The sequence below is a fragment of the Pseudomonas sp. PAMC25584 genome (assembly GCF_058135675.1).
The window spans coordinates 6,161,388-6,183,422 of sequence record NZ_CM176870.1; the positions used below are offsets into that span (position 1 = coordinate 6,161,388).

General features: G+C 62.8%; 14 protein-coding genes. 12 read left to right on the forward strand and 2 right to left on the reverse strand.

Annotated elements, in window-relative coordinates:
• The first annotated feature begins 18 nt into the window (after positions 1–18).
• From ACS5Q8_RS28955 to ACS5Q8_RS28985, 7 genes are all read left to right on the forward strand, one after another.
• A complete protein-coding gene (locus tag ACS5Q8_RS28955; protein ID WP_276195509.1) occupies positions 19–1,470 on the forward strand; it encodes an alanine/glycine:cation symporter family protein in 1,452 nt (483 codons plus the stop codon).
• A gap of 73 nt (positions 1,471–1,543) precedes the next feature.
• Complete coding sequence (locus tag ACS5Q8_RS28960) at positions 1,544–2,521, forward strand: asparaginase (protein WP_465159687.1); 978 nt, start codon at positions 1,544–1,546, stop codon at positions 2,519–2,521.
• Between the two features lie 127 nt (positions 2,522–2,648).
• Positions 2,649–7,241: a dermonecrotic toxin domain-containing protein gene (locus ACS5Q8_RS28965; RefSeq protein ID WP_465159688.1), complete on the forward strand. Its 4,593-nt coding sequence runs from the start codon at positions 2,649–2,651 to the stop codon at positions 7,239–7,241.
• Between the two features lie 59 nt (positions 7,242–7,300).
• Positions 7,301–8,293: an AraC family transcriptional regulator gene (locus tag ACS5Q8_RS28970; RefSeq protein WP_276195512.1), complete on the forward strand. Its 993-nt coding sequence runs from the start codon at positions 7,301–7,303 to the stop codon at positions 8,291–8,293.
• Between the two features lie 133 nt (positions 8,294–8,426).
• Positions 8,427–9,461, forward strand: coding sequence for a histone deacetylase family protein (locus ACS5Q8_RS28975; RefSeq protein ID WP_465159689.1), 1,035 nt, complete (start codon positions 8,427–8,429; stop codon positions 9,459–9,461).
• The gene (locus ACS5Q8_RS28980; protein ID WP_465159690.1) at positions 9,458–10,549 is read left to right on the forward strand and encodes a polyamine ABC transporter substrate-binding protein; all 1,092 of its coding nucleotides are present in this window, start codon (positions 9,458–9,460) and stop codon (positions 10,547–10,549) included. The genes ACS5Q8_RS28975 and ACS5Q8_RS28980 overlap by 4 nt, the downstream gene beginning before the upstream one ends.
• A gap of 111 nt (positions 10,550–10,660) precedes the next feature.
• Positions 10,661–15,232: a dermonecrotic toxin domain-containing protein gene (locus tag ACS5Q8_RS28985; RefSeq protein ID WP_465159691.1), complete on the forward strand. Its 4,572-nt coding sequence runs from the start codon at positions 10,661–10,663 to the stop codon at positions 15,230–15,232.
• On the opposite strand, the gene pdxR is transcribed toward ACS5Q8_RS28985, so the two are convergent.
• On the reverse strand, positions 15,217–16,767 hold the full coding sequence (gene pdxR, locus ACS5Q8_RS28990; protein ID WP_465159692.1) for a MocR-like pyridoxine biosynthesis transcription factor PdxR: 1,551 nt from the start codon (positions 16,765–16,767) through the stop codon (positions 15,217–15,219). The genes ACS5Q8_RS28985 and pdxR overlap by 16 nt on opposite strands.
• Positions 16,768–16,869: 102 nt before the next feature.
• Here pdxR and ACS5Q8_RS28995 point away from each other — a divergent pair, with 102 nt between their 5' ends.
• Genes ACS5Q8_RS28995 through ACS5Q8_RS29005 form a run of 3 tightly spaced genes read left to right on the forward strand, consistent with a single transcriptional unit; the run spans position 16,870 to position 18,633 of the window.
• Positions 16,870–17,508: an FMN-binding negative transcriptional regulator gene (locus ACS5Q8_RS28995; protein ID WP_276195517.1), complete on the forward strand. Its 639-nt coding sequence runs from the start codon at positions 16,870–16,872 to the stop codon at positions 17,506–17,508.
• Positions 17,505–17,951 (forward strand): GNAT family N-acetyltransferase, encoded by a 447-nt coding sequence (locus tag ACS5Q8_RS29000; protein WP_247407830.1) that lies wholly within the window; start codon positions 17,505–17,507, stop codon positions 17,949–17,951. Before ACS5Q8_RS28995 ends, ACS5Q8_RS29000 begins: the two co-directional genes overlap by 4 nt.
• 10 nt (positions 17,952–17,961) lie before the next feature.
• The gene (locus tag ACS5Q8_RS29005) at positions 17,962–18,633 is read left to right on the forward strand and encodes a GNAT family N-acetyltransferase (protein ID WP_276195518.1); all 672 of its coding nucleotides are present in this window, start codon (positions 17,962–17,964) and stop codon (positions 18,631–18,633) included.
• A gap of 608 nt (positions 18,634–19,241) precedes the next feature.
• On the opposite strand, the gene ACS5Q8_RS29010 is transcribed toward ACS5Q8_RS29005, so the two are convergent.
• Complete coding sequence (locus ACS5Q8_RS29010) at positions 19,242–20,144, reverse strand: homocysteine S-methyltransferase family protein (protein WP_443694293.1); 903 nt, start codon at positions 20,142–20,144, stop codon at positions 19,242–19,244.
• 113 nt (positions 20,145–20,257) lie between these two features.
• On the opposite strand from ACS5Q8_RS29010, the gene ACS5Q8_RS29015 reads away from it, so the two are divergent.
• Complete coding sequence (locus tag ACS5Q8_RS29015; protein ID WP_276195520.1) at positions 20,258–21,079, forward strand: ABC transporter substrate-binding protein; 822 nt, start codon at positions 20,258–20,260, stop codon at positions 21,077–21,079.
• Positions 21,076–21,906 carry an amino acid ABC transporter permease gene (locus tag ACS5Q8_RS29020; RefSeq protein ID WP_276195521.1) on the forward strand — a complete coding sequence of 277 codons (831 nt, stop codon included), beginning with the start codon at positions 21,076–21,078 and terminating at the stop codon, positions 21,904–21,906. The genes ACS5Q8_RS29015 and ACS5Q8_RS29020 overlap by 4 nt, the downstream gene beginning before the upstream one ends.
• The last annotated feature ends 129 nt before the right edge of the window (positions 21,907–22,035 follow it).

Below are 22,035 nucleotides of genomic sequence, written 5' to 3' on the forward strand. Positions count from 1 at the left end.
ATCAGCGAGGAACACTCCATGCTCGAAGTCATCAACGACTTCCTCTCCGGGAAAGTACTGATCGTGCTCATTGTCGGGCTCGGCGGCTACTTCACGATCCGCTCGCGTTTCGTTCAGTTGCGTCACTTTTTCCACATGTTTTCGGTGTTTCGCGACAGCCTGAAAAACAGCTCCGACCAGCTCAGCTCGTTCCAGGCGCTGATGCTCAGCCTGGCCGGCCGCGTCGGTGCCGGTAACATCGCAGGCGTCGGCATTGCCGTGACCCTGGGCGGCCCGGGTGCCGTGTTCTGGATGTGGGTCACCGCGTTGGTGGGCATGTCCTCGAGCTTTATCGAGTGCTCCCTCGGCCAACTGTATAAGCGCACCGACGCCGAAGGCACCTTCCGTGGCGGCCCGGCCTATTACATCCAGCATGGCCTGCACAAACGCTGGCTGGGCATGGTGATGGCGTTCCTGCTGCTGGTGACCTTCGGTTTTGCGTTCAACGGCCTGCAAGCCCATGCCGTGACGCATTCGCTGAACAATGCCTTCGGCCTCGACACCACCTACACCGGCCTGGCCCTGGCGGCATTGCTGGGCCTGGTGTTCATCGGCGGGATCAAGCGGATCGCCTCGATCGCCGACCTGCTGGTGCCGGTCAAGACCCTGGTCTACATCGCCGTGACCCTGTACGTGATCGTGCTGCAATTCGACCACGTGCCGGCCATGCTCGCGACCATCGTCAAGAGCGCGTTCGGCCTCGACCCGGCTTTCGGCGGCCTGGTGGGCAGCGCGATCATCATGGGTGTGAAGCGCGGCGTGTTCGCCAACGAAGCCGGTTTGGGCAGTGCGCCTAACGTGGCAGCAGTCGCGTCGGTGGAACACCCGATCGCCCAAGGTGTGGTGCAAGCGTTCAGCGTGTTCCTCGACACCTTCGTGATCTGCACCTGCACCGCGTTGCTGATCCTGCTCTCCGGTTTCTACACCCCAGGCTTCGAAGGCGACGGCATTGCCCTGACCCAGAACTCCCTGGCGGCCGTGGTCGGCGAGTGGGGCCGGATGTTCATCTCGGTGGCCCTGGCGTTGTTCGTGTTCACCTCGATCATGTACAACTACTACCTCGGCGAGAGCAACCTGCGCTTTTTGGTCGGCAACAACCGCAAGGTGCTGATGGGCTACCGCGCACTGGTGCTGGTGCTGATTTTCTGGGGTTCCATTGAGAACCTGAGCACCGTGTTTGCCTTTGCCGACATCACCATGACGATGCTGGCATTCGTCAACCTGTTCGCCCTGGCGTTCCTGTTCAAGATTGCCATGCGCATCCTGAACGACTACGACAACCAGCGCGCAGCGGGCATCAAGACCCCGGTCTTCGACTCCAGCCAGTTCCCCGACCTGGACCTGGACCGCAACGCCTGGCCGGCCAACCCGGTGAAACCGGAGCCTGCCGCTAAAGCGCCTGCTGAATCGATCGCGCTGGCGCAACGCTAAGCGTAGATGACACGCCGCCTGGCCTTGGGCATGCTCTGGGCTTGGCGGCGTTTTTCGTTCAGGAGATTTTTCGATGCAAGCAGCTAACAACGTCATGGTGCTCTACACCGGCGGCACCATCGGCATGCAAGCCAGCGCCAACGGCCTGACCCCCGCATCCGGTTTCGAAGCCCGTATGCGCGAACAACTCGCCAACCAGCCCGTGCCTGCATGGCGCTTCCGGGAAATGGCGCCGCTGATCGACAGCGCCAACATGACCCCGGCCTACTGGCAGCGCCTGCGCACCGCCGTGGTCGAGGCCGTGGACGACGGTTGCGACGCGGTGCTGATCCTGCACGGCACCGACACCTTGGCCTACAGCGCGGCCGCCATGAGCTTCCAACTGTTGGGCCTGCCGGCGCCGGTGCTGTTCACCGGCTCCATGCTCCCCGCCGGCGTGCCGGACAGCGATGCCTGGGAAAACGTCAGCGGTGCGCTGTTGGCCCTGGGCCAAGGCCTGGCGCCGGGTGTGCAGTTGTACTTTCACGGCACGCTGATGGCGCCGACACGCTGTGCGAAGGTCCGCAGTTTCGGGCGCCATCCGTTTGCCGCGCAGCAACGCAACGGCGGTGTGGCCAAGGCCGAGGCACTGCCCGCTGCATTGGATTACCGTCAGCCCAAAGCCCTGGCCAACGTCGGCGTGCTGCCGCTGGTGCCGGGCATCGCTGCCGCGCAACTGGATGCGCTGATCGGCAGCGGCCTCAAGGCACTGATCCTGGAATGCTTCGGCAGCGGCACCGGGCCCAGCGATAACCCCGAGTTCCTCGCCAGCCTCCAGCGCGCACAGGCGCAAGGCGTGGTCGTGGTCGCCATCACCCAATGCCATGAAGGCGGCGTGGAACTGGACGTCTACGAAGCTGGCAGCCGTTTGCGTGGCGTGGGCGTGTTGTCCGGTGGCGGCATGACCCGTGAAGCCGCGTTCGGTAAGTTGCAGGCCCTGCTCGGTGCTGGCCTCGCGACCAGCGAAGTGCGCCGCCTGGTGGAACTGGACCTGTGCGGTGAGTTGGCCTGAATCAGGTCGCAACCTGAGTAAAAAACCCCGGCCAACTACATAGTTAGCCTCCTCCGTGCCTTGCCACTTTCTAGCATGCCGAAGCTGTTCTTCCGGCAGCGTCCATGAAATGGCAAGGCAGGAACCCATGAGCCAACAAACGTCTACCCCCCCGCACAGCCCCACCGATACGCTGATCACTCAACTCTGCGTCGGCCCCGCCTTCCGCGAAGCCGCCAGCGCGTTGCTACGGCGCTCGTTGCAAGAACTCTACCCAGACCTCGGCATCGACCCGGACATCGCCATGGTCGGCACACCGGTATGGGACGTTGTCGACGACGAAATCGTCGCCCGCCCCACCGGGTACCAGCCCCTTACCGACATCCTCACCCACCAGGCCGTCTCGGGCGAACCCACGCTCTATATCGAAGGCGTGCACTTCCTCATTCAGCAGAAAAACCAACAACCCACCGCCCACCTGCCGGTGCGCATCACACAGATCGCCACCCTGATCAACCTGCTGGCGCCCCTGATGCTCACCGCCTATCAGGAACAACAAGTGGCGTTCTGGAACACCAGCAATGGCAACTCCGGCACCCACTGGCAAGCCCTGTCCAGCACGCTGCGGTCGCTGTGGAACGTAACCCGTGTCGAGGGGTGGGACGCGCAGGACTGTGCCATGGCCCGCACGCTGTACGCCGCGCCTGAACTGACGCGCCGCCAGGTCGGCGACGACTTCGCCAGCCGCGCCTACCTGGTGGACGTTGATCAGGTCGACGGCGCAACCGTGACCCACTTGGGCGTGCTGTCGATCGCCGTGCTGATCGGCAGCTATGAAGGGGAGACCCTTATCCTCACCTACTCGCTGCTCAACGGTTACGAAAAGTTCACCTCGCTGGAGCAACTGGGCCGGAGCTTGCCCGACTACCTCAACCGCCAATCGCGCACCCATATCCAGTGGCGACTGTTCGAACCCACGGGGCATTTTTTCGATCACCAGGCTTGCACGCTGATCGCCCATCAGCTCGCCTTCATTGCGCAACTCGACGTTCAGCAACTGAGCCGCACCGACCCCAGCGAGTCCTCACTCAACCTGCCACCGGCCACCAAAGAGCTGGTGGGTGAAAAGCAACCCGACCTCAAACCCTATCTCGACGCGCTGCCCAAGTGGCTGACGTCTGCCTCCACCACCGACCTGAGTCTCTACGCCCGCTATCTGAAAGACCTCGCCGCCCTGCACAGCCTCAACGCCGGCAAGTCCTATGACGACGACATCCCGCAGATCCAGACCTACGCGCTGGACAGGCTGCGCGCCGAGATGCTTAAGGAGCACGCCGACGCGGCGAACCTGCACTTGGATAACGTCGAGATTCAGGTGCGCAGCCTGATCGTCTGGGGCAGTTTCACCCTGCCGGGCAAGGTCGACACCAGCCTCTTCAGCCTGGCCGACCTGGCCCTGCAAAACCTGATCAGCCTGCCCCTCGGCGACAAAAGCATTCGCCTGCGCAACGGCGGCGCCCTGCCTGAGTGGCTGACCGTGGCCTACATCGAAAGCCTGATCCTGCGGGTGGACATCGGCCAACACTACCCGGCCCTGGCCAAAAGCAAGTTGCTCGACAACGCCCTCGAATCCACCCGCCGCCAGGGCCTGTACAGCAGCCATTTACGTATCCAACTGCCGCTGCAGGCGTTGCAATACAAAATCAGCCAACGCGCCGGGGTCGACGAGCTGGGATATCGCTACGTCGCTGCCGTGCTAGCGCCAGAGGCGGCGGACCGCCAGGTCGACGGGCAAACCATCGTCCTTCGCCCCCTGGCCTTCGCACCGAAAAACCGCGGCGCAGGCACGCAAGACGTGGTCGCCAACATGTTTGTGATAGGCCCCCAAGACCAGAGCGCCGGGCCCTGCCTGTTGTATCGCCCGATGGCCGAGCTGCAACTGCTGCAATACCCGTCACCGGCTGACCTCCTGTATGCGATCCGCCAATCGCGCCATCTGCGCGACTCGGTCCTGGCCTGGCTGCCGGACAGCGTGCGCGACGACTATGCCCGCTACGCGTTCCCCGGCGAGCTGCCCTCACCCTGGGCCGTCGTGGAGCTGCTGCTGGACCCGGTCAAACTCTATACGATGAGCGGCCCCATGGATCTCGGTACGCAAGTGCTCAGCGGTGACCTGCCCGGCGAGCTGTTCAAGGCCAACGCCAACGCGCTGATCACGCTGGCGGACCGTCAGTCGGCGTCGAACGCCGAAAGCCGCTGGGCGTCGTTCAAGCAGGCGGGCTGGCTGATCTTCAACGCGGCGCTGCCGTTCCTGGGCCGAACCGTGAACACCGCCGCCTGGATCTGGCAGATCCTGGATCAACTACAAGCGGTGGTCGACGCGCAGCAGCAGGACAAACCGGCTGAATGGTCCGCCCTGGCGGCATTACTGCTCAACCTCGGGATGGTGCTGACCCTGCACATCGCCAGCCGCAACGCACCGTCAGAGCCCCGCCTGGCCAAGGAAGAACCCGCGCCGAAACTTCCCGTCGAGCCCGAGGTGATCGCCAAGCCCGTAACGATCAAACAGTTGGCCAACCTCTCGGCACCTGAACTGCCCGGCAATCACCCGCATGCCCTGCACACGCTTGCCGCGATCAATCGCAATGCCAGCGACCTGGGCAGCCTGCTGGACAGTTTCAAGGTCGAAAAGCCGGGGGTGCGCAGCAAAGCCTCGGCGCGCATCGGCCCTCAACGTCACCTCTACCCACTGCTCGATAAATGGTACGCACAGGTCGGTGAACGCTGGTTCGAAGTGACGGTGGACGAGAATGACGACGTGCAGATCGCCGACCCCAAGCAACCAATGCGCAACGGCCCCTTTCTGATCGGCAATCTCAAGGGCGAGTGGTTCATCGACACCCGGCTGCGCCTGCGTGGTGGCGGCTCAAGGAGCCTGGAGCGCAAAGCCCGGGCGGCAGCCGAACGCAAGGCAAGCCAACTGCGCGCCCCGATCACCACCTTCGAGCAACAGAAAAAGACCGCCCAGGAAACCCTGCAAAAGGCTCATCAAGCATTGGTTGACGCCCCGTCGACCTCGGCCCAGGCCGCGCAAAGGGCCTACCTCAATCAACTGGAGGCCCAGCGCACAGACTACGAAACCGCCCTGCAAAACCTCAAAGAGTTGAATGTGGTTGCCCCAACGCCCGACTACCTGCACCGCGCCGTGGGGTATGTCAAAGCTCAACTGAGCCTCAGTTGGACCGGCCTCAACGAGGTGCTGAAAGCCTTTACCCCCAAATTACGCATAACCTTGGACCACATCGCGAAGCAGGCTGCCGATGCACGCGTGCGCAACATCCCCGATGCGCTCGAAATGAACGAAACGCTGCGCGGCATGGTTGGGCGCCTGGATTACTTCGAAACGCGCTTCAACGAACTGCGTGACTTGCCCGGCGAAGGCCTGCGCCTGATAAAGGACACCAAAAGCCTGCTGCCCGCCTACAGCAGCGGCGACCTCAAGGCGTTGCAAGTGACCTTGGCCCGCAACCTGTGCCTGCGCGAAAACACCACCCTCAGCGCACCGCTGGCGTGGACGGCCATCGACCATATCGTCGATGCCTGCGACATCGCCATCCAGGCCCTACGCGACACCTTGCGCGAGCACAGTGACAAGCGAATCGACGAACAGATCGAGACCCTGAGCAGCCTGATCGAACAGTTCACCGTGCTGGGCGAGCGCCTGCAGGACTTCCCCACCGAATTCCCCAGCGTCTCGCTGGCGGAACCACTGACCCGACTGCGCGACCAACTCGATGAGTACACCAAGCGCGCCAGTAACCATCTTGCGCATTTAGCCGACCGGCGCAGCACGCTGAGAGCCACCCCCAGCCCGCCGCCCACTCCGCCACGCGCGCAGAATAAATTCATCCGCACCCGTTACCACGGCATGGTGGTGGGCGAGCCGCAGTTGTCCGACGCGGGCCTGGACACCGGGCTGGTGGATGTTCGCTCGCCCCTGTCCAACACCGTGGTGGCCACGTTTCACGAAAAACCGGACGGCTTTTGGGTGCAACGGGTCAGGAGCGAACAGACGGTGAGCACGCCCATCGACCTGCAAACCAGCGTGGACACCGGCCAGGACCTGCTCGACGGATTACCGGACTTCAAACAACGGATCACCGGGCTGGCCAGTCAAGCCCAGCGCACGCCCATCGGCATCGAATACTTGTACCATCAACACGCCCAGCGCCTGGAACAAGCCACGCGCAACATCGAGCAAGCCCTGACCCAGAAGAACCTCGCGCAAGGCGACGTGGCCCTGGCCAGCACCGTCAAAAAGGCACTCAGCGACGCCGCGACCACCCTCTATCAACACTCCATCGAGAACGTGCTGAGAATGACTCAACAGCACCCGCCCACCCCCTCCGGCGTGCAATGGCTCAAGGCCCGCAACGCGATCACCATCAAAAAAACCATCAGCCGACGGCGCATCAAGTCCATCAGGCCCGATTACCTGGACGAATACACCATCACCGAAAGCAGCACCCATAAGGTGCTGTGGTATGCGCATTTTCACTACTCGACCGACTGGACCACGTCCCGGTCGTTTATCCGCGCACGCCTCAAGACACCACGAGAGCACAGCCTTGGCGCGGCAGCCGATACCACCAAAGGCCTGAGCAGCACACAACGCGTGGCATTCCACCGCAGCGAGATCAACGAGAGTCAGGCCGCAACGTTATTTTTCAACCCGGCCTGACACGCAGACGACGGCACACAACTTGCTCCTTCACCGCACCAGACCCGTTGGAGCCGTCGATGCTGCACGCTCATCTCACCACCCTCAACGCGGTGTCGCTGGTGCTCAACACCTTCAAGGCCGAAGGGCTGCCCAGCGAGGCCTTGCTCGCGGGCAGCGGCATCTGCGCCGCGGACTTGAGCCGCGCCGACACGCGCATCACCACCAATCAGGAAATGCGCGTATGCGCCAATGCCGTGGCCCTGCGCCGGGATGTCGGCCTGGCGCTGGGCCGCCAGATGCATGTGTCGGCCTACGGCATGCTCGGTTACGCACTGCTGACGAGTGCCACCTTCGGTGACGCTTTGCGCCTGGCACTGCGGTATCCGGCGCTACTGGGAACACTTTTCGAACTGAGCCTGGAGGCGGACGGCGAGCGCATCTGGTTCACCGCCAGTGACTATCGGGAAAACCCGGCCATGCAGATGTTCAACGTCGAACTGTGCCTGGCCTCGCTGAAGGTGATCTGCGACGACCTGCTCGGCCAGCCCCTGGCGCTGCTTGGCGCGCGCTTTGAATACAACGCGCCGGATTATCGGGCGCGCTACAGCGAGTGTTTCGCCTGCCCGCTGCAGTTTGACGCCGGCACCAACGCGTTCGCCTTCGACAAGCACTGGCTCGACCAGCCCCTGCCGCTGGCCGACGCCGTGACTCACCAGGCCATGGCCGAGCGTTGCCGCAAGCAGAACCTGGAGTTCACCGGCCGACAGGCGTGGCTGGGCAGAATCCGCCAGTTGCTCGCCAGCCAACTCGGCGCCGCGCCGGGGATTGAAGGCCTGGCCGCGCAGATGAACTGTTCACCGCGCACCCTGCGCCGGCACTTGCATGACCTGGGGTGCAGCTATCAGGAACTGCTCGACGAACTGCGCTTCGAGCGGGCCAAGCAATGGCTGGCCACGGATGAATTGCCGATCTACCGCATCGCCGAGCAACTGGGGTTCAGCGAAACCGCCAGTTTCCGGCATGCCTTTGTGCGCTGGAGCGGCGTGGCGCCGAGCCAATTTCGCGCATGACGCCCCATTAATGGGCGAATTGCGGACACACAATTTGGCCCGATTTATCCCCTTTTGGCCGCTCCTGCCGTTCTCATAAAGCGCGTCGCCCGCAAGACTGCAAGCACCGATACCGCCTGCGGAGAACAACAAAATGCTGACGATCTACTCGGACGATCACCACCTGCACCACGGCCGTTGTGAACTGATGGACGGGCAACTGATGCCCTGCTTTGAAATGCCCTCGCGCGCCGACCACGTACTGCAACGGGTCAAAGAGCGTGGGCTGGGCCCGGTCCTTGCGCCGCAGGACTTTGGCCTGGCGCCGCTTGAACGTGTCCACAGCCGCGACTACCTGGACTTCTTCAAAGGTGCCTGGCAACGCTGGACCGCACTCGGCAAGGACGGCGACCTGTTGCCCTACACCTGGCCCGCCCGCACCTTGCGCCGCGTGTTGCCCACCAGCCTGCACGGCCAACTCGGTTACTACAGCTTCGACGGCGGCGCACCGATTACCGCCGGTACCTGGCAAGCCGCCTACAGCGCCGCCCAGGTCGCGCTGACCGCGCAACAAGCGATCCAGCGCGGCGCCCACAGTGCGTTCGCCTTGTGCCGCCCGCCGGGGCACCACGCCGCCGGCGACTTGATGGGCGGTTATTGCTACCTCAACAACACCGCCATCGCCGCCCAGGCGTTTCTCGACCAGGGCCAGCGGAAGGTCGCGATCCTCGACGTGGACTACCACCACGGCAACGGCACTCAATCGATCTTTTACGCGCGCAACGACGTGCTCTTTACCTCGATCCACGGGCACCCGGAGGCAGAGTTCCCGTTTTTCCTCGGCTACGCCGACGAACGCGGAGAAGGCGCCGGGGAAGGCTTCAACTTCAACTATCCGTTGCCGGCCGGTTCCGACTGGCCGCACTGGAGCGCAGCGCTTGACGAGGCTTGCACAGAAATCGAGCGTTACGCCGCCGACATCGTCGTCGTGTCCCTGGGCGTGGACACGTTCAAGGACGACCCCATCTCGCAGTTCAAGCTCGACAGCCCGGACTACCTGGCCATGGGCGCACGCATCGCACGCCTGGGCAAACCCACGCTGTTTGTGATGGAAGGCGGCTACGCCGTAGCAGAAATCGGCATCAACGCCGTCAACGTTCTCGAAGGTTTTGAGGGGTCCATCCAATGAACATGCTCAAGTCGCTCGTCCTCTGCGCCGCCGTTCTCGGCGGCGCGGCCCATGCCGAAGAGAAAACCCTGCGGGTCTACAACTGGTTCGACTACATCACGCCCAAGGCGCTGGAAGACTTCAAGGCGCAAAACCCCAACGTCAAACTGGTGTACGACATCTTCGACACCAACGAGGCGCTGGAAGCCAAGCTGCTCACCGGCAATTCCGGGTACGACGTGGTGGTGCCGTCCAACGTGTTCCTCGCCAAGCAGATCGAAGCTGGGGTGTTCCAGCCCCTGGACCGCAGCCAACTGCCGAACTGGAACCACCTCGACCCCAAGCTGATGAAGCTGATCGAGGCCAACGACCCCGGCAACAAGTTCGCCGTGCCCTACATGTACGGCACCATCCTGATCGGCTTCAACCCCGACAAGGTCAAGGCCGCGCTCGGCGCCGATGCGCCGGTGGACAGCTGGGACCTGATCTTCAAGGAAGAGAACATCAGCAAGCTCAAGCAGTGCGGCGTCGCGCTGCTCGATTCGCCGTCCGAGATCCTGCCGCTGGCCCTGCAACACCTGGGCCTGGACCCCAACAGCAACAACCCCAAGGACTATGAAAAAGCCGAAGCGTTGCTGATGAAAATCCGCCCGTACATCACCTACTTCCACTCCTCCAAATACATGGCCGATATCGCCAACGGTGACATCTGCGTGGCCGTCGGTTACTCCGGCAGCTTCTCCCAGGCCGCCAACCGCGCCAAGGAAGCCAAGAACGGCGTGACGGTGGACATGCGCCTGCCCAAGGAAGGCGCACCGATCTGGTTCGACATGCTCGCCCTGCCCAAAGGCGCGAAAAACCCGCAGGACGCCTACACCTTCATCAACTACCTGCTGCAACCGCAGGTGATCGCGCCGATCAGCGACTTCGTCGGTTATCCCAACCCGAACAAAGACGCGACGGAACTGGTCGACCCTGCGATCCGCCACAACCCCAACCTGTACCCCACCGAGGCGGCGATGGCCACGCTGTATACCTTGAAACCCCTGGGCCGCGACGCCGAGCGCGCCAGGACACGGGCCTGGACCAAGATCAAATCGGGGACCTAGGGGCGCCCCGCTATCTAACTACCACCGCCTGACGGGCCTGCGCTCTAACGTGGTCGAGGTCTCGGGTTGCATCCAGCAGCCCTCCTCACCGCGCCCGTCAGGAGCCCTCCCTTGCCCTCATCGCCCCCCAATGCCAATGACCTGTTGACTCAACTGACCACCGGCCCCTCCTTGCGCGAAGTCGCGGCCGCCACCCTGCGCTCGAGCTTGCGCGGGCTGTACCCGGATCTCGACATCGACCCCGACCTGACCGTTGTAGTGACGCCGCACTGGCAGATCACTGCCGGGGCGATCCTGCCCGGCGCCCCGAAATTTCAGTCGCTGACCGGCGCGTTGTACCGCAGTGCAACGTCCGGCGTGCCGGTGACCTGGATTGACGGCGAGCACTACCTGATCTATCAATCTGCCGCCGGGCCGAACGTGCATCTACCGATCAAAGTAGATGCCGTCGGCCGCCTGATCAATGAGCTGGCACCCTTGCTGCGCGTCGCGTACCAGGAGCAACAGCTCGCGTACTGGAACGAAAGCGACCACCACAACGGCCCACGTTGGCGCACCTTTGCCAACGCCTTACGCGCGATCTGGAATGTCGACAGCGTGGAAGGCTGGGACGAGGATGAATGCAACGTCGCCAGGAGCGTTTTTCACCACCCGGATTACGCCCAGCGCTTGCCCCAGGACAAATACGCGACCAAGGCTTATCTGATCGACGTCGACCTGGAGCACGCCACCCAGGTCAAACACCTCACTCTGTCGGCATTGGCGGTGCTGGTCGGGCGTCTTGGCGAGCGTGACATCATCCTCAGCTATTCGATCGCCGATGGGTTCGCCGCCTTCAAAAGCCTGCCAGCGCTTGGCGATGCCCTGAGCATTCAAGTCGCCAATCCACAGGCGGCCAAGCTCCACTGGCGATTGTTCCAACCCTCCGGGGACTTTTTCGAACAGCAGGCCTGTGCGTTTATTTCCTTGCAGATTCAGGCGATCGGCGTAATCGCGCTCGACAGCGATGAGCTGATCCCAACCATGATGCAAGACAAGCCAGGCAGCGAAATCGCCCTTCGCGCCCCGCTGAATCAAAACAGAATCGGCTGGGTTCATCGTGCCTTGCCCGACTGGATACTTAGCGCATCCTCGTCGGACCAGGCCACCTACGGGCGCTACATGATGGACCTGGCGGCCCTGCACCTGCGGCACGCCGGTAAAGCCTTTGATGACGGGATCAAGCACATCGGCGATTTTGCCCTGGATGCGATCCACACCCTGATGGTCAAGGACCACCCCAGCGTGGCCCGCACGACGCTGGACAGCGTGCGGATCAGCGTCACCAGCGTGCAGGTCTGGGGCACCCTGATTGTGCCGGGAAATACCCAGACCCAAACCTTTACTCTGGCCGAATTGGCCCTGGAAAACCTGATAGCCCTGCCCTTGGGCAACAAAACCGTCCGTTATGAAAGCGGCAGCGCCGTACCCACCTGGATGACGGCGTCCTACCTGGAACGCTTGATTACCCAGGCGAACGTCGGCGTGTACTACCCGGCCCTGGTCAAGCGCACATTGCTCGACGACCCGGCCGAGTCCACGCGGCGGCAACATCTCTACACCGCTCAGTTACGCCTGCAATTACCGTTACTGGCGTTGCACTATAAGGTCCGCCGTTTCCATGGCCTGAGCGAACAGGGCTATCGGTATGTCTGCGCAGCGATGAATCCAGACAGCGCAGCGAGTGTGGTCGACGGCACGGCGGTGGTCATCCGCCGCTTGTCCCTGCTCCCCAAACGCCGCCTGAGCTCGGCCGTCGACGTCGTCGGCAACATGTTCGTCATCGGCCCTCAAGACCCGAAAAAAGGCCCTTGCCTGCTCTATCGTCCGCTGTCCAACCAACCGTTGATGCAGTTCCCGTCACCGACCAACTTGCTGTACGCGATCAAACAAGACACGCCATTGCGCCAATCGGTCCTGGCCTGGCTGCCCGACAAGGTGCGAACGGTTTATGCACAGTTTGTGTTTCCCGGCAGCCTGCCCTCGCCGTGGGTATTTACCAGCATGCTGAACGACCCGCTGAACGCACTGGTGATGACCGGGCCCATCGAACTGGGGCGGGAAGTGGTGCGCAACGACGACTTCGCCACACTGTTCCAAGCCACTGCCGACGCGCTGGTCACCCTGGCCGACCGCCAATCGGTGTCGAATGCCGAGGCGCGCTGGGAGAGTTTCAAGCATGCCGGGTGGCTGATGTTCAATACCGTGCTGCCGTTCATGGGCCGCGCCGCGGGCGCCGCGACCTGGATCTGGCAATTGATGGATGACCTGCAACAGATGGTCGACGCCAATGAGATCGGTGACCGTTCAGCCGGGCTCTCGGCGCTGGTAGATATCTTGCTGACGCTCGGCGTGGTGTTGGCGACGCATGTCGCCACGGCCCACCAGCCTGAATCGCCCATCGAGAAACCTGCCAAGCCGCCGGCATTGCAGGCGCAGGAGACCACGGTAGAGGTCGTCCAAAAGCCGGATATCACGACGGCAGAACTGCCCGTCGACCACGAACACACCCTGCACATCAGTGGCGCCTTGAACCGCAGCGCACTGAGCCTGGGTACGTTCCTGGACGGTTTCGCGCTGCCCAAGCCCGATCAATTGGGCACACAACAGACAGTGGAAGGCCCCCATCAGCATCTCTACGCCAAAGACACCCACTGGTACGCCCCGGTGGGTACACGCTGGTTTGAAGTCATCGTCGACGAAAACGACGCCGTGTTGATCATCGATCCGCACCAACCCGGCCGACGCGGCCCCCCGCTGATTGCCAATCGCCTGGGTCAATGGTTCGTCGACACGCGCTTGCGCCTCCGTGCAGGCGGCCTGCGCAGCCGGCGCAAAAAAGGCGAAGCCCTCAGGCCACCTAAAATCAACGATTTACGCCAGCATCTGGCGACCTTCGACAGCGAGCGCCCCCAACGCCAACGCGATATTGAGGCCCTGCAAGGCGCCATCGACCGCACAGCGGACGACGCCAAAGCAGTCGCCAGAACCACCTTTCTCGAACAAGTGGATACACGCCTCAAAGAGATCGACGTGCCGATTTCCCAGCTCAAATCCCTGAATATTCTCGACACGGTGCCCAACTATCAGAACGCCATGGTCGGCTACCTGGAACATCAGCTATTTCTGGCGAGCTCCGCCATCAGCGAACAACAGATCCCGTTTCGCGAACAACTGGAAGCCATACATGGCCACCTCGACACCGAGGGTTTTGAAGAAGACGCCTTGCCTGCCGCTCACTACCGCGCCATGTACGCCGCGACGCAGGCCATGGTGGAGCGGATGGACTATCTGCAGGCGCGCTTCAAGGAGGCCCGCACCCTGGGCGTGCCAGGGGTCAAGCTGATCCAACTCTACGAACCGCACCTGCCCACGTATGCCGTTGATGATCTCAAGGCGTTCAGGATTACCCTGGGCCACTTCCTGTGCGTGTCAGAAAGCCAATCGGCCACACGCGCCGATGCCAGAGAAGCCTTGCACCGTATCGTCGATGTGGCGGAACTGGCGGTCCAAAGCGCCAGAGGCGCCATGAAGCCGGGCAACGTAGCGCCGCCGGCTCAGTTGATCGAGACCCTGGATAGCCTGATGGATCAGTTTTCCAGGGTGGACCAGAACCTGGTGGATCTGCCGGCGGAATTTCCCAACGACCTCAACAAGCCTCATCTGGAAAGCCTGCGCAAGCAGGTTGACGAATTCGCGCAACTCACTGAGAAGCAACTGACGACCCTGCTTCGCGAACGCAGAGCCATGGAGCCCACCGCAGGCCCGTCGCGCCCGGCCCCGAGGGCGAAGAAAAAATACATCAAGACGCGCTCCAAGGGTGTGGTGGTCGGCGATGAGCGTGAAAGCCCCGCCGAAGACGGCAAGACCCTGGTCGACGTGAAGGAACCCCTGACCGGCAAGGTGATTGCAACCTTCCATGAGAAAGAGCCGGGTGTTTGGGTCGAACGCGAACTGAAGCCCAAACCCGTTACCCGCACCCAGGCGCGTAACTTGGCAATCAGCATCAGCGACGGTCAGGCGCTGGTCGATGGGGTCGGCGCCTTTATCGCCAACAAGGAAGCCTGGGCGAAGGAAACCCGACAACTGCCGGTGGAAATCGAAGAACGCTTCCACCAGCACGCCAAAAAACTCGAACGGGCCAGCCAGGATATCGAAGAGGCGCTGACCTCCAGCAACCAGACAGAAAGCGCCTCGCCATCAGCCGCGTTGACTAACCGCAGCCTCAATGAGGCGATCACCCGGCTCTACCGGGAAGGCAAGCGGGTCATGATCGAGGTGCTCAAGCGCCGGCCACCGGAGGCGGCGCACGTCGAATTGCTCTTGCGCGAGGGCGCCGTGACGGTCGACCCGCCTGTCGGCCCCCGCACCCGACTCAGGGGGCGCGACAAGGGTTTCCTGCAGGAATATGCAGTGGTGGACGCCAACACCAAACGCCCGTTGTGGTACGCGCACTTTCACTACCCCACCCTCACCGGGCCGGAGGAAGCCTACACCGCAGCCCACCTGAAAAATCGGCAACAGCGACTGATGGGTGGCCGGTTCGAACCCTTGAGCGACATCGCCGTGTACCGCAGTGAAATCGGCCTGCATCTGGCCCGCTCGCTGTTCCTTAAAGCCAAGCCGCCTCAGCCCGCAGCCTGACCTGTCCAGGCCTCGCGCAACCGCCCGAGCGCCTGGCGGATCGCGGCCTCAGGCACCGCGGCAAAACCCAGCACCAGGCCGGCGCGCTGATCGGCCGATGGCCCGGCCTGCGTCAGCCAATAGCTGCTCAGGCCATTGACCTCCACGCCCACCGCGCGGGCCTGCGCCACCAGTTGTTGTTCGCGGGCGAGGCTGTCCACCCGCACGGTGAGGTGCAGGCCTGCGGCACTATTGGGCAGGCTGCCCACCCCCGGCAGCTCGCCCGGCCAGCCCTCCAGCAGTGCGTTACGCCGGCTGAGCGCAGCGCGGCGCATGCGCCGGATATGCCGCTGGAAGTGCCCCGCCGCCATGAATTCCGCCATCACCGCCTGGGTGCTGACCTCCGAATGCCGCACATCCACGGCGCGGCGCTGGGCGAACGCGTCGACCAGCGTCGGCGGCAACACCAGATAACCCAGGCGCAGCGCCGGGAACGCGACTTTGCCGAACGTCCCCACATACAGCACCCGCCCGCTGCGATCCAGGGCCGCCAGCGGGGCCAGCGGCGCGCCGCTGTAACGGTACTCGCCGTCGTAGTCATCCTCGACGATCCAGCCACCGCTGCGTTCGGCCCAGGCCAGCAACTCCAGGCGCCGGGCCAGGCTCATGACCACGCCCAGCGGGTACTGATGGGACGGGGTGACATACGCCAGGCGGCAGTTATCGAGGCGGTTCAATACGCTGCAGTCGATCCCCTCGCTGTCCACCGCCACACCCTGCAGCTGCGCACCGGCCAGGGCGAACGCATGACCGGCGGCGCGGTAGCCGGGATTTTCAATCGCCACGCTATCGCCGGGGGTCACCAGCAACTGTGCACAAAGGCTAATTGCCTGCTGTGCACCACTGGTGATCACAATTTGCTCAGCCGTGCATTGCATGCCCCGCGAACTGCGCAGGTAAGCGGCGATCAGCCCACGCAATCGCTCGTCCCCGGCCGGGTTGCCATAACACAGGCGTTCGAGGTCCGGCTTGCGCCAAAAAGCCGCACTCAGCTTGGCCCAGACGTCAAACGGGAACAGATCGAAGGCCGGAACCCCCACCCGGAATGCCCGTGGTGGACCGGTGGGCGGCAGGGGCAAATGGTTGTTTTCGAGGCGCTCCAGGGCCGCGCTGTGGATAACTTTTTCACGCGGAATATCGGCTTTTTTAGGGTCGATTGTGGATAAGGCTGGGGATAAGCCTGTTGAAAACCCTGTGGACAGTTTTGTGGATAGTTTTTTTGAGCTGGGCAGTTGGGCGACATAAGTCCCGTCGCCCACGCGGCTTTGCGTGAAGCCCTCGGCATACAGCTGATCGTAGGCGCGTACCACGCTGTTGCGCGAAATCGATAACGCCGCGGCCAGGTCGCGCGTGGCGGGCAAGCGCGTGCCGCTGGCCAGTCGCCCGTCCAGCACCCGCTGGCGCAGGGCTTCATACAGCTGGCGGGTCAGCCCCTGACGACGATCCAGCTCGATTCCCGCAGGGTTGAACGACAGCGGCGGCGCAGGGGGCGACATAGGGCAGGCTCCGTAATTGGACCTATAAAATGGGTCCTAGATGGCTCTTACAACGAACCATTAGCCTGCCTAGGATGCAGGCATTCGCCAAGGAATACTTTCATGTACATACCGCGCGCCTTTGCCCTCGACGATTTACCCGAACTGCAACAACTGATCCAGCACACACGCCTGGCGCAGGTGGTGACCATGGGTGAGCACGGCCTGCAAGCCAGCCACCTGCCGCTGCTGCTCAACCCGAACGAGGGCCCGAACGGTACGCTCTACGGCCACCTGGCCAAGGCCAACCCGCAGTGGCACGACCTGCAGAACGGCGGCGAAGCGCTGGTGATTTTTGCCGGGGCCGACGCCTATGTCAGCCCGGCGTTTTACCCGGCCAAGGCCGAGCACGGCAAAGTGGTGCCCACCTGGAATTACCTGGCGGTGCACGCCTACGGCACGGCCGACGTGTTTACCGACGCCGAGCGCCTGCTCGGCGTGGTCAGCGCCCTCACCGACCGCCACGAAGGCCGCCGCGCCCAGCCCTGGAAAGTCAGCGACGCGCCGGCCGACTACATTGAAGGCATGCTCAAGGCCATCGTCGGTTTCGCCTTGCCCATCGAACGCCTGATCGGCACACGCAAACTCAGCCAGAACCGCAGTGCCGCCGACATCCAGGGCGTGCGCGAAGGGCTGGCCACCAGCCTTGACGTGCGCGACCAGACCCTCGCCCGTTTTATTCCTCAAGGAACCCCAGAATGAGCCCGATCGACATCCGCCCGGTCACCGCCGCCGACCACGCCGCCTGGCTGCCGCTGTGGCACGCGTATTTGCAGTTCTACAACACCGAACTGCCGGACGCCGTCAGCCAGAGCACCTGGCAACGCCTGCTCGACGCCCGTGAGCCGACCCATTCCGCGCTCGCCTGGCAAGACGGCAAAGCGGTGGGCATGGTCAACTTCATCTACCACCGCTCCAACTGGAGCATTGAAAACTCCTGCTACCTGCAAGACCTATTGGTGGACCCGGCCCAGCGCGGCACCGGGGTTGGCCGCACATTGATCGAATTCGTCTACGCCACGGCCAAAGCCGACGGCTGCTGCAAGGTCCATTGGCTGACCCACGAGACCAATGCCACCGCGATCCAACTGTACGAACGCATTGCCGAACGCCCAGGTTTCATCCAATTTCGCAAAGGTCTTTAAGGAGCGCAGCATGTCCACCTCTCTCGCCGACTGGCAAGGCGTCCCGGCGCCCACGGTACAACTGCTCGAAGGGCGTTTCATTCGCCTGGAAAAACTCGACCCGGCGCGCCACGCCGACGGTCTGTGGCACGCCCTCGAAGGCCCCGGCGCCGACCCCAAGCTGTGGGACTATTTGCCGTATGGCCCGTTCAGCGACCGCGCCGCGTTCGATGCCTGGCTCAACAACCATGCCCAGCACAACGAGCCGTATTTCTTCAGCGTGATCGACCGCGCCAGCGGCGATGTGCAGGGCATCCTCAGCCTGATGTCCATCGTCCCGGCCCACGGGCGCATCGAAATCGGCCACGTCACCTTCGGCGCGCCGATGCAGCGCTCGCCGAAAAGCACCGAAGCCGTGTATCTATTGGCCAAGCATGCTTTCGAACTGGGCTACCGCCGGCTGGAGTGGAAGTGCAACAACGGCAATGCCCGCTCCAAATATGCCGCCGAGCGGCTGGGGTTCAGTTTTGAAGGGGTGTTCCGCCAGCACATGGTCGTCAAGGGGCAGAACCGGGACACGGCGTGGTATTCGATTCTGGACTCGGAATGGCCGCCGATCGGGGCGGGGTTTGAGCAATGGCTGTCGGAGGCCAACCAGGCAGGTTCGGGGCAATTGAAAAGCCTGGCGGAGTGCCGCGCCTAAATCCCACAGACAGCGCAGCAGCAAAATATGAGAGCGGGCTTGCCCGCGAGGCGGTGGGTCAGTCGAGATTGATTTTCGACTGGCCTACCGCTATCGCGGCATAGGTATCTACACATCCGATGGCGCAGACAACCCCAGTCGTATCGCGAGCGGTTGCTTTGCTTTTGCTCTGTTTTTGATTTTGATCTTAGGCGCCCCGTTAACCACGCTGGCCGAACGCAGGCTTGAATCCGTGGGCAACCCGGCAGGACGCCGGGTTAGCCGTCATGGGCCAGGGATGGCCCATGACGGCGGCCCACGGATTCAAGCCTGCGTTCGGGCATGCCGAGCCTAGGCGAGGCACCGAGTGGTGGGGCAAGAGCGTTTTGCTTACTTTTGCGCTTTTCAAAAGTGAGCCGCCGTAAGGGCGGAACCCATAGCAGCCGTTACCTGAATAATGGATATGTACTCATTCCAACCCGAATAAAGGGTCGGCCCACAGGCCGCCACGGGGGCAAGCTCCATCGCCACAGGTCCGTCGAACTACCCATAAAATGGTGTAGATACCCATGGCTATCGGGGGCAAGCGCCCTCCCACACTCGGTCGTCAGCGCCATCCGCACGGGGTGTCAGTCGGCAAGCTGCTTGGCCAGCACCGCAATATGCTCCGGCCCGATCCCGCAGCAACCGCCTAAATGGCTGGCTCCGCGCTTCTGCCAATCGGCCGCCCATTGCAGGTAGCCCGGCGGGTCAAGGTCTTCGCGCAACGGGTCGAGGCCGTCGTTGGCCGTGGCCTCCTTGGGCTGCGGCGGGAAGGCGTTGGCGTAGGCGCCGATCTGGATCGCCACCCCCAGGCGCTCGAAGGTCTGGCGTGCCGCGTCAATCGCCGCGCCAATCACTTCCGGTTGGCTGCAGTTGAACAACAGCACCTGCACCCCCAGTTGCGCAGCCGCTTCGGCCGCCTCTGCCACCGGCTCGCCGGAACGCAGGCGCGGCACCTCGTCGGTGTCTTCGTCCTTCAGGGTAAACGACAGCCAGAACGGTTTGCCGTCCGCCGGCAGACCGGCATGGATGGCCCGCGCCTCGACAATCGAACTCTGGGTTTCCGCCAGCCACAGGTCAACATAAGGCGCCAAGCCAGTCACCAGGGGCGTCAGCAGCTCGCTGACCCGATCGGCTTCAAACAGGTCGGGCCGATAAGAACCGAACAGTGGCGGCAGGGAACCTGCCACACGTACCGCTTGGCCGGATGCCAGCACCGCACGCCGCGCCAATTCACCGGCCAACGCCGCCAGGGCCTGGCCCTCGGCGGCAAACCGCGCTTCGCCAATATGAAACGGTACAACGGCGTAGCTGTTGCTGGTGATCACGTTGGCGCCGCTCTGGATGTAAGCCGCGTGTACCGCCTCCACCGCCTGCGGTGCTTCACTCAATGCCAGCGCTGACCACTCCGGCTGCCGGAACGGCGCGCCTCGGCGTTGCAGTTCGCGGCCCATGCCACCATCGAGAATTACTGTGCGTGCTGCGGCCATATACTTTTTACTCATAAGCTTATGAAAATAACTCACTATGAGAGTCGCCCTTATAACTATTTAATACGGTAAATTCGCTCCATAACAACTTCTTTTTGATTCGGGTGTCTCTCTTGAAACTAAAACCGCTACTGGCCCTGGGCCTGACCATGCTGGCTGCCTCCACCCAAGCCTTCGGCGGTGCAACCCTGGACCGGGTTGAGAAAAACCACGAACTGGTCGGTGTGCTGATGGAAAGCTACCCACCCTTCTCGTTCCTCAACGAGCAGAACCAGCTCGACGGTTTCGACGTCGACGTGGCCAAGGCCGTCGCGCAAAAACTCGGCGTGAAACTGCGCCTGGAGACCCCTTCCTGGGACGTGATCGCCGCCGGTCGCTGGAGCGGGCGTTACGACATTTGCATCTGCTCGATGACCCCAAGCAAGGCCCGCGCTGAAGTGTTCGACTTCCCGGTGGAGTACTACGCCTCGCCTGCGGTGATCGTGGTCAATGCCAAGGATGAGCGCATCCACGGCGCCAAGGACCTGAGCGGCAAGAAAGTCGGCCTCACCAGCGCCTCCAGCTACGAGAGCTACCTGAACAAAAACCTGGTGATCGAAGGCGCCGAAGACACCCAACTGCAGTACCCGTTCGAGAACGTGCAGATTGCCCCCTACGACACCGACAACGTGGCTTTCCAGGACCTGGGCCTGGGCGCCGGTGTGCGCCTGGATGCGATCCTCACCAACCTGGTCACCGCCCAACCGCGCCTGAGCCAGGACAAGCGCTTCAAGCTGGTCGGCGAAGCGCTGTACGCCGAGCCCAACTCGGTGGCCATCGAAAAAGGCGACCCGCAGTGGGACAGCAAAGTCCGTGAAGTCTTTGCACAACTGAAACAGGACGGCACCTTGAGCAAGTTGTCGCAAAAATGGATCGGTGCCGACATCAGCCAATGACCGCACTCCCCACTCCGCCCAAGCCGCCGACCAGCGCGTCGCGGCTACAGCGACTCTTCGGTTTTCGCACGCGCCTGTACCTGACTTGGGCCGCGCTGTTTTGCCTGTTCGCCAGTTTCTTCCTGAGCTTTGACCTGAAGTTCTCGATCATCCTCGACAAGCTGCCCAACCTGGTCGGCGTGCACCTGGCGCCCAACGGGTTTCTGCAAGGCGCGGCGCTGACCTTGTTCCTGTGCCTGTGCTCGATCGCGGCTTCGTCGGTACTGGGCTTTATCACCGCACTGGGGCGCCTGTCGAAAAGCGCGGTGGCCTTTGGCGTCGCGAGTTTCTATGCCTCGTTCTTTCGCGGTACGCCGCTGCTGATCCAGATCCTGCTGATCTATCTGGGCCTGCCGCAACTGGGCCTGGTGCCGGGCGCCATCGTCGCCGGGATCATCGCGCTGTCGCTGAACTATGGCGCCTACCTGAGCGAGATCTTCCGCGCCGGTATCCTCGGCGTACCCCACGGCCAACGGGAAGCCGCCCTGGCCCTGGGCATGCGCGACAGTGCGATCTTCTGGCACGTCACCCTGCCCCAGGCCATGCGCACCATCATCCCGCCCGCCACCAACCAGTTCATCTCAATGCTCAAGGACTCGTCCCTGATCTCGGTGATGGGCGTGTGGGAAGTGATGTTCCTCGCGCAGTCCTACGGCCGCTCCAGCTATCGCTATATCGAAATGCTCACCACGGCGGCGATCATTTACTGGGTGATGTCCCTCGGCCTGGAACTGATCCAGGCGCGCATGGAGCGGCATTACGGCAAGGGGTATGTGCGACGGGGGTGAGGACTTGTTCAGATGAGTTTTTAATCGCTCTGCACTAGAGACAACTCCCGCAAACCAGGGGTCGAGAGCCTGACAGTTATCGCCCCGCCATCTCGCTAAATTTCCGGCCTCATTCATCAGAGGTTGGGA